Origin of the sequence: Streptomyces odonnellii (assembly GCF_000981895.1) — a bacterium.
Taxonomy (GTDB): domain Bacteria; phylum Actinomycetota; class Actinomycetes; order Streptomycetales; family Streptomycetaceae; genus Streptomyces; species Streptomyces odonnellii.
In genome coordinates, this window is record NZ_LATD01000328.1 from 1 (window position 1) to 9,009 (window position 9,009).

A 9,009-nucleotide genomic window follows, 5' to 3' on the forward strand; every position below is an offset into this window, starting at 1 on the left:
AGGCGGGCGCCGCCGGCCTGCCCGCGGCCCGCCGAGCCCGCGCCCACCCCCGACCCCGCCGCCACGGCGCGGCGCGAGGGCGACCGGCTGCGCTTCGTGGGCGCCGCGACCCGCCGTATCGCACGCGGGATAGACCTGGACGAGATCGTGCTCGGGCTCTGCCGGGCGACGGTCCCGACCTTCTCCGACGCCATACTCGTCTATCTGCGCGATCCGCTGCCGGTCGGCGACGAGCGGCCGGTGTCGCCGTTCGTGCTGCGGCTCCGGCGCACCGACCGGCTGCGGCTGACCGACGACGACACCGAGACCGGCGGTATCCCGCTTCAGGCCCGTGACGGTCTGCGGCTGACGATCCTGGACCCGCAGTCCGATGTGATGCCGGCCGCCGAGCTGTGCGAGGTCGGTTCCGGCGGCGCGCTCTCCGAGGTGCTGCGCGGGGTGCGGCCGGTCTTCGGCGACTCCGCCGCGGCCCGGGCCGCGCTGCCCGAGCTGCTGGGCGCCGACCGTGTCGTACCGACCGGGCACCGGGCGATCCTCGCGCCGCTGCGCGGACGGCGGCGGGTGATCGGCGCGGCCGTGTTCCTGCGCAGGCCGGACCGCGCCGCCTTCGAGCCGAACGATCTGCTGGTCGCGGCACAGCTCGCCACGCACACCGCGCTGGGCATCGACAAGGCGGTGCTGTACGGACGCGAGGCGTACATCGCCGACGAACTCCAGCGCACGATGCTGCCGGAGAACCTGCCGCAGCCCACCGGTGTCCGGCTGGCCTCGCGCTATCTCCCGGCCGCCGAGACCGCCCGGGTCGGCGGTGACTGGTACGACGCGATCCCGCTGCCGGGCAGCCGGGTCGCCCTGGTGGTCGGCGACGTCATGGGCCACTCCATGACCTCCGCGGCGATCATGGGCCAGCTCCGTACCACCGCGCAGACCCTCGCCGGTCTCGATCTGCCGCCGCAGGAGGTGCTGCACCATCTCGACGAGCAGGCGCAGCGGCTCGGCTCGGACCGGATGGCGACGTGTCTCTACGCGGTGTACGACCCGGTCTCGCACCGGATCACCATCGCCAACGCGGGCCATCCGCCGCCCATACTGCTGCATCTCGGCGGCCGGGCCGAGGTCCTCCGGGTGCCGCCCGGGGCGCCCATCGGGGTCGGCGGGGTCGATTTCGAGGCCGTCGAGCTGGACGCGCCCGCCGGGGCGACGCTGCTCCTCTATACGGACGGGCTCGTCGAGTCGCGGCTGCGCGATGTCTGGACGGGGATCGAGCAGCTCAGGGAGCGGCTGGCCGCCACCGCGCAGCTCACCGGTCCCGACCATTCGCCGCCGCTGGAGGCGCTCTGCGACGATGTCCTCGATGTGCTCGGTCCCGGCGACCGCGACGACGACATCGCGCTGCTCGCCGCCCGCTTCGACGGAATCGCGCCGAGCGATGTGGCGTACTGGTTCCTGGAACCGGAAGACGCCGCTCCGGGCCGGGCCCGGCGGCTGGCCCGGCGCGCGCTGGCACGCTGGGACCTGGAGGATCTGAGCGATTCGGTCGAGCTGCTGATCAGCGAGGTCGTCACCAATGCCGTGCGGTACGCGGAGCGGCCGGTGACGCTGCGGCTGCTCCGTACGGACGTACTGCGCTGTGAGGTCGGGGACGATTCGCCGCAGCTTCCCCGGCAGCGGCGGGCCCGCGACACGGACGAGGGCGGCCGGGGACTGTTCCTGGTCAACCGGCTGGCGCGGCGCTGGGGCGCGACGCGGCTGTCCACCGGCAAGGTGGTCTGGTTCGAGCTGCCGACCCGGATGTGAGCGCGGAAGAGCCCGGGAAGCACGCGAGCGCCCGGGATATGACCGCGGCGGAGACCCCGGACCGGCGAAAGCCCAGGAAAGCCCCGGATCGGTAAAATCCGGCGAATCGGCCGAATCCCCCGAATATAGATGTTGCCGACATGGAGTGGGAGGGCTTGACTGGGGAAGGCGGCTTCAATGACCGCTGCCATTCCCCGGGTCGCCCCCGGTTCCCCGGGCCTTCTATCGACGGGAGGACGTTTCGTGACCGGGTCATCCCCCAGGACGGCTTACACGACCAACAACGTCGGCATCCCGGTGGAGAGCGACGAGCACTCGCTCACCATCAGCCCCGACGGGCCGATCCTGCTGCAAGACCACTATCTGATCGAGAAAATGGCCCAGTTCAACCGCGAACGGGTCCCTGAGCGCGTCGTCCACGCCAAGGGCGCGGGCGCGTACGGCGTCTTCGAGGTGACGAACGACGTCAGCCAGTTCACCAAGGCCGTGGTGTTCCAGCCCGGCGCGCGTACGGAGATGCTGGCCCGCTTCTCCACGGTCGCCGGAGAGCTGGGCTCGCCCGACACCTGGCGCGACCCCCGCGGCTTCGCGCTGAAGTTCTACACCGAGCTGGGCAACTACGACATGGTCGGCAACAACACGCCGGTCTTCTTCGTCCGTGATCCGCAGAAGTTCCAGGACTTCATCCGCTCGCAGAAGCGCCATCCGGCGACCGGGCTGCGCAGCAACGACATGCAGTGGGACTTCTGGACGCTCTCGCCCGAGTCCGCGCACATGGTCACCTGGCTGATGGGCGACCGCGGCATTCCGAAGACGTACCGGAACATGAACGGCTACAGCTCGCACACCTATATGTGGGTGAATGGCGCGGGCGAGCGGTTCTGGGTGAAGTACCACTTCAAGACCGACCAGGGCATCGACTTCCTCCCCCAGGCCGATGCCGACGCGCTGGCCGGCTCGGACGGGGACCACCACCGGCGTGATCTGTACGAGGCGATCGAGTCCGGCAACGCGCCGAGCTGGAGCCTGAAGGTCCAGATCATGCCGTTCGAGGACGCGGCCGGCTACCGGTTCAATCCGTTCGATCTGACCAAGGTGTGGCCGCACGGCGACTATCCGCTGATCGATGTCGGCCGGATGACCCTCAACCAGAATCCCGAGGACTACTTCATCCATATCGAGCAGGCCGCTTTCGAGCCCTCGAATCTGATTCCGGGCGTCGGCCCGTCGCCGGACAAGATGCTGCTCGGACGGCTGTTCTCGTACCCGGACACCCATCGGTACCGGATCGGCCCGAACTACACCCAGCTCCCGCCGAACCGGGCACGGACCACGGTGCGCTCGTACGCGAAGGACGGGCCGATGCGGTACGAGCCGTCGGCGGCGGCCAGGCCGTACGCGCCGAACTCGTACGGCGGTCCCGCGGCCGACACCGAGCGCTTCGGCGACCCGGCAGGGTGGGCCGCGGCGGGCGAGATGGTGCGCGAGGCGTACAAGCTGCACCGCGAGGACGACGACTGGGGGCAGGCGGGCACACAGGTGCGCGAGGTCCTGGACGACGCGGCGCGCGACCGGCTGGTGTCGAACGTCAGCGGGCATCTGGCGCAGGGCGTGTCCCGGCCGGTGCTCGACCGGGCGCTCCAGTACTGGCGCAATATCGACAAGGTGATCGGCGACCGTATCGCCAAGAACATGAACGGCGGCTGATCAGGGCCACCGCGGTGGTCACCAGCGCGTTCGCATGACGCGTTTCCGAGGGCGGCCCCCCATCGGGGCCGCCCTCGGCTGTCGGCCCACCGGCCGTCGTCCGTGGGCGGGGGCGTCCGTGGGCGGGGCCAGCCGCGGGTAGTCAGCCGCGGCTGGGTGGGCCTCCCGGATGGCCCGCGCCCGCGGTGGGGAAACCGGTCTCCCCGCCGCCGGGGTCACTGCTGCTGCTCTCCCCCGGGCCCGGATCGGTGGCCGACGGGCTCTCCTGGGGCGTCTCGGAAGGGCTCTCGCTCGGGCTCTCCGACGGCGGGGGTTCCTCCTGGGTGGGCGTCGTGGGCGGCGGCGCCTCGGTGGTCGGCGTCTCCTCCGGCGCCGTCTCGCTGGGGGGCACCACCGGCTCCTCCCGTACCGGCTCGGGGATCTCCAGATCGAACCGGGCGTCGGAGCCGCCGTTCAGCGCGCCGAGCGTGTAGTCCGCCCAGATCCTGGCGGGGAAGCCGCCGCCGTTGGCCCGGCCGCTGTTCGCGGTGCCGGTGAGGGTGACCTGTCTGCCGCCGTCCTCGGTGGACTCGCCGAAGAGCGCGACGACGGTGGTGAGCTGGGGGGTGTACGCGGCGAACCAGGCGGACCTGTTGTTCTCCGAGGTTCCGGTCTTGCCCGCCGCGTCATAGGCGGAGCTGTCGGCCTCGAAGCCGGATCCGTGGTCCACGACGCCCTGGAGCACACGGGTCACCGTGTCGGCGGTCTCACGGCTGATGACCTGCTTGCCGACCGGGTCGGGCAGCTCGGCCGTACGGTCCTTGTGCGAGGCGGCCTTCACGATGGTGGGCGTGATCTTCCTGCCGTGGTTGTCGAGTGTCGCGTACACGCCGGCCATGTCCCAGGTGGAGGCGCTCATGGTGCCGAGGGAGATGGCGGGGCGCTCGGGGAAGCCCTTGCCGTCCGGCATCCCCAGGGCCAGCGCGGTCCGCTTGGCCTTGGCCGGGGTCACATCGACCACCATCTGCGCGAAGACGGCGTTGATGGACTTGTTCATGGCGGTCTGAACGGTCACCCGGCCGTAGTCCCTTTTGTCCTCATTCTCCGGGTTGAAGGCGGTGTCGCTGCCCTCGACGGGCCGGCCGCTGGTGCCGTCGTACCGCGTGTTGACGCCGATCTTCTCGCCGTCCTGGGTCTCGGCGCCGTTCTCCAGGGCGGAGGCGAGGACGACCGGCTTGAAGGTGGAGGCGGGCTGGTAGTCGTCGCGGGTGGCGTTGGAGATCCAGTGCTCGGTGGCGCCCCTGCCGCCGTACAGGGCGACGACCCGGCCGGTCTTCGGATCGACGGAGGTCGCGCCGGCCTGGACGGTCGCGTCGGTCGGGTTCTTCTTGCGGTCGAGCTTGCTCTCCAGCTCCTTGTCGACCGACTTCTCCAACTGGCGCTGGCGCTTCTTGTCGATATTGAGCGTGATCGTCCAGCCGCCCGCGTCGATGTCCGCCTTGTCGACGCCGTCGCGGGCCAGTTCGTCATTGGCGGCCTCGACCAGATAGCCGGTCTGGCCCTCCATGCCGGGCGCGGCCTTGGGGGCGTGCGGTACGGGGAACTTCAGGCCGGAGCGGACCGAGGCGTCGAGCCACTTCATCTCGACCATGTTGTCCAGCACATAGTTCCAGCGCGCGGTGACCAGCCGCTTGCCGGTGTCACTGGCCGCGGACCAGTCGTACTGGCTGGGCGCCTGGAGCAGCGCGGCGAGATAGGCGCCCTGGGAGACATCGAGCCGGGACGCGTCGATGCCGTAGTACGCCTGGGCCGCGGCCTGGATTCCGTACGCGCCGCGGCCGTAGTAGCTGGTGTTGATGTACCCGGCGAGGATCTCGCTCTTGTCCTTGTTCCGGTCCACCTTCAGGGAGATCACCAGCTCTTTGAGCTTGCGGGTGACCGTCTGGTCCTGGTTCAGGTAGTAGTTCTTGACGTACTGCTGGGTGATGGTCGAGCCGCCCTGCTTGCCCTTGCCGGAGAGGGTGTTGAACAGGCCGCGGGCCGTGCCTTTGATGTCGACGCCTGAGTCCTGGTAGAAGGTCTTGTTCTCGGCGGCGACGAAGGTGCGCTGGACGTCTTTGGGTATCTGTTCGAGGCCGACGATCTCGCGGTTGATCTCGCCGGTACGGGCGAGGATGGTGCCGTCGCTGTACTTGTAGACGTTGCTCTGCATCTCGGCCTGTGCGTTGGCGCTGGGGACGGGGACCAGCATGTAGATCACGAAGAACGCGCCCATGCCGAGGAGGCAGAGCCCGAAGAAGGCGCCGAGCAGCTTCTTGGGCGTGAAGAGGCGCCGTACGCCGCCGTGGCCGCCGTTATTCCCGGCCCGGCGCGCCCCGCGCTGCCGCGCCCGTCTGGCTTCAGCTCGGCCCATCGCCGTGTCGCTCCGCTCTCAGGTCCGGAATCAGCTCAGCAAACTAACACCGCTGGCTGTGACAAAGAGCTACCGATCCGGACTTTCCGGACGTGACAATCCGCACCTGCGTCACTGGAACTGACTCATGGGGGAGCAAAAGGGTTGCGAAGGCCCGAGCCGGGCGAGGTGGCGTTGTGTCCTCAATCGCCGGACGGGCCGGATTTTCGGCCTGCGGCGGGAGTACGGCGAGGGGCGCGCCCCAACCGGACGGGCACCCGGCACCGGGGTGGCCGGTCCGTCCTCAATCGCCGGACGGGCTTGGTTTTCCGCTGGACGCGCTTGTTTTCGGCCTGTGCCACCATGGGACGTCCGGCCCGAACCAGGAGAGCGATGGGACTCGACGAGCTGATGTCGGCCATTCCGGACTACGCCCGGGACCTGCGGCGGAACCTCGCTTCGGTCGTCGGCGACAGCAAGCTGTCGCAGCAGCAGCTCTGGGGCACCGTGCTGGTCTGTGCGATCGCCTCGCGCTCGCGGGCGGTGCTCGCCGCGCTGGGGCCGCTGGCCAGGGCGAACCTGAGCCCCGAGGCGTACACCGCCGCCAGGACGGCCGCGGCGGTCATGGCCATGAACAATGTCTTCTTCCGGACCCGGCATCTGTTGTCGGACCACGAGTACGGGAGACTCCGCGCGGGTCTGCGGATGAATGTCATCGGCGACCCGGGCGTCGAGAAGATCGACTTCGAGTTCTGGTCGCTGGCGGTCTCCGCAATCAATGCGTGCGGTGCGTGCCTGGACTCGCACGAGCAGGTGCTGCGCGGGGCGGGCGTGGACCGGGAGACGATCCAGGAGGCGTTCAGGATCGCCTCGGTGATCCAGGCGGTCGGTACGACGCTGGACGCGGAGGAGATCCTCGGGGAGTGATGCGAAGCCCGCGTCGGGCCCCGGCTCAGCGCTTGAGCGCGGTCATCAGGTCCCGCATGTCCTCGACCATCGCGGATTCGACACCGGAAAAGTCGAGCGGTGCCGACTCCTGGTACTCGCCGGTGGCGGGGTCCTCGGTGTAGTGCGCCATGCGGCCCACCGAGATGCTGATCACGGCCCGGCCGTCGAGGACCTTCAACTGCGGGGAGTCGCCCGAGGGGTCCGTGACCAGATAGGCGCGCTCGCCCAGATCCGGGATGCGCAGGACACGGCGCTCCAGCGAGCCCTCAGGGGCGAGATCGGTCACCGTGGCGTCGAACTCCGGGCCGGGGTCGGTCTGTTTGTGCAGGCTGTAGCGGATGTCGACGCCGGCGTACGCGCGGGGGCGGCTGTCGTTCTTGACCTCGTTCGGGCGGCCCGGCATCAGGGTGAGGGTGCAGTACGCGCGGTCGATCGCGAGTTGCTCGTCCGCGGCCGCCATCGGGGACTGCCGCTTGCCGAGGAGGCCGGTCAGGGCGGGGAGTTCGGCGTCTAGGCAGAGGTTCGAGCTGACCCGGTAGCCGCCCAGATCCGGTCCTGTCTCACCGTACGCGTACAGCCCGCCCGCCCATATCGCGGAGGCGACGACCGCCCCGCCGAGCGCCCACAGCCAGGGCCCGCGCCCGGCCGGCAGCCGGAGCGGCCTCGTACCGGCGATGGTCTCGGATCCGGCGGCGGGCCCGTCATGGGCGGCGGGCCCGTCATCGGCGGCGGACCCGTACGCCCCGGCGGCCTGCCCGGAGCCGGCAGGCGTCTGGAAACCGGCGACCGGCCCGGAGGCGGCCCGCCCGGGGTCCGAGGCTCTCTCCCCGTCGCCGCCGCCGTCCCGGGGAGCCGGGATGCCGGGCGCCCCCTTGGGCGGTCCCTCCCCCGTACCCTCACCCTCCAGTTCCGGCTCGGATATCACTCCCGGCCGTCCCCGCCCTCGGCGACCGCCGGCGCGGTGGCCGGAGCTGCGGAAGCCGCGGGAGCGGGCGCAGGGACCGGCACGGGCTCCGGCGCCGGGGGCGCCGTGGCACCCGCGCCCGGCGACGGCCGTACCTGCCTCAGCTCTTGTTCCCGGCTGTACGCGCGGAGGTAGCCGACGACCGTATTGGTGACCGCCGCCAGCGGCACCGCCACCACCGCTCCCGCGATCCCCGCCACCAGTCCACCAGCGGCCACCGCCAGCACCACGGCCAGCGGATGCACCTGTACGGCGCGCCCCAGGATGAACGGCTGGAGGACATGCCCCTCGATCTGCTGCACACCGAGCACGATGATCAGGACCATCAGCGCGGTGAACACATCCTGCGTGACCAGCGCCACCACCACCGCCAGCGCGCCGGAGATCACCGCCCCCACCAGCGGGATGAACGCGCCAAGGAAGATGATCACGGCGAGCGGCACGGCCAGCGGGACTTCGAGGAAGTAGAGCCCGAGCCCGATGAACAGCGCGTCGATCAGCGCCACCAGCACCGTCCCGCGCACATAGGCGGTCAGGGTGTGCCAGGCGCGCGGCCCGGCCCCCGCGACCCCCTCACGCGCCTGTGCCGGGACCAGCTTGAGCGACCACTGCCAGACCTTCTTGCCGTCGTACAGCAGGAAGAGCGTCGAGAACATCGCGAGGAAGATCCCGGTCAGCAGCTCGACTATCACCGTCACGCCCTGGATCCCGGCCGAGGTGATCTCCTCCGTGTTGGAGCCGACCGCGTCGCTCAGGCTCTTCGCGAGATCGTTGATCTGGTCCTCGGTCACATGGAACGGGCTGTTGAGCAGCCAGTGCTTCAGCTCGTTGATGCCGTCGGTGACGCGGTTGGAGAGATCGTCGATGTTCTCCACGACCTGCCACACCACGAACCAGCCGACGAGTCCCATGAGGACGAAGCCGGAGATCGCCGTGAGGGCCGTGGCCACCGCGCGTGGCACTCCCAGCCGCTTCAGCCAGGCGACGGTGGGTTCGAGCAGGGCCGTGATCAGCAGCGCGGCGACAAAGGCCATGACGACGAGCTGTACGGCGCTGATGACCCGCATCAGCACCCAGAGCATCCCGGCGAGGACGAGCAGCCGCCAGGCGGCCTCGCCCGCGACCCGCATCCCCCAGGGGATCGCGGAGACGGGGTCGGGTCTGCCGGAGACGGCCGGGGCGGACGAGGCGGGTGCGTACGAGGGAGGCGGTGGTACGGAAT

6 protein-coding genes are annotated in these 9,009 nt (G+C 70.3%); 3 read left to right on the forward strand and 3 right to left on the reverse strand.

All coding sequences use genetic code 11. The features are described 5' to 3' along the window. Both WH07_RS27885 and WH07_RS27890 read left to right on the forward strand, forming a co-directional pair. A partial coding sequence (locus WH07_RS27885) for an ATP-binding SpoIIE family protein phosphatase (RefSeq protein WP_046505778.1) occupies positions 1-1,797 on the forward strand: 1,797 nt, incomplete at its 5' end. A 243-nt stretch (positions 1,798-2,040) separates the two neighbouring features. Then, a complete protein-coding gene (locus tag WH07_RS27890; RefSeq protein WP_046505781.1) occupies positions 2,041-3,504 on the forward strand; it encodes a catalase in 1,464 nt (487 codons plus the stop codon). A 142-nt stretch (positions 3,505-3,646) separates the two neighbouring features. On the opposite strand, the gene WH07_RS27895 is transcribed toward WH07_RS27890, so the two are convergent. Further along, a complete protein-coding gene (locus WH07_RS27895; RefSeq protein ID WP_079023614.1) occupies positions 3,647-5,896 on the reverse strand; it encodes a transglycosylase domain-containing protein in 2,250 nt (749 codons plus the stop codon). Positions 5,897-6,268: 372 nt separating this feature from the next. Here WH07_RS27895 and WH07_RS27900 point away from each other — a divergent pair, with 372 nt between their 5' ends. Beyond that, positions 6,269-6,802 carry a carboxymuconolactone decarboxylase family protein gene (locus WH07_RS27900; RefSeq protein ID WP_046505784.1) on the forward strand — a complete coding sequence of 178 codons (534 nt, stop codon included), beginning with the start codon at positions 6,269-6,271 and terminating at the stop codon, positions 6,800-6,802. 25 nt (positions 6,803-6,827) lie between these two features. On the opposite strand, the gene WH07_RS27905 is transcribed toward WH07_RS27900, so the two are convergent. Together WH07_RS27905 and WH07_RS27910 are read right to left on the reverse strand one after the other, a co-directional pair. Beyond that, positions 6,828-7,748 (reverse strand): hypothetical protein, encoded by a 921-nt coding sequence (locus WH07_RS27905; protein WP_046505786.1) that lies wholly within the window; start codon positions 7,746-7,748, stop codon positions 6,828-6,830. Continuing rightward, the coding region (locus WH07_RS27910) for an AI-2E family transporter (RefSeq protein WP_046505791.1) at positions 7,745-9,009 on the reverse strand (1,265 nt) is incomplete at its 5' end. The genes WH07_RS27905 and WH07_RS27910, both read right to left, overlap by 4 nt.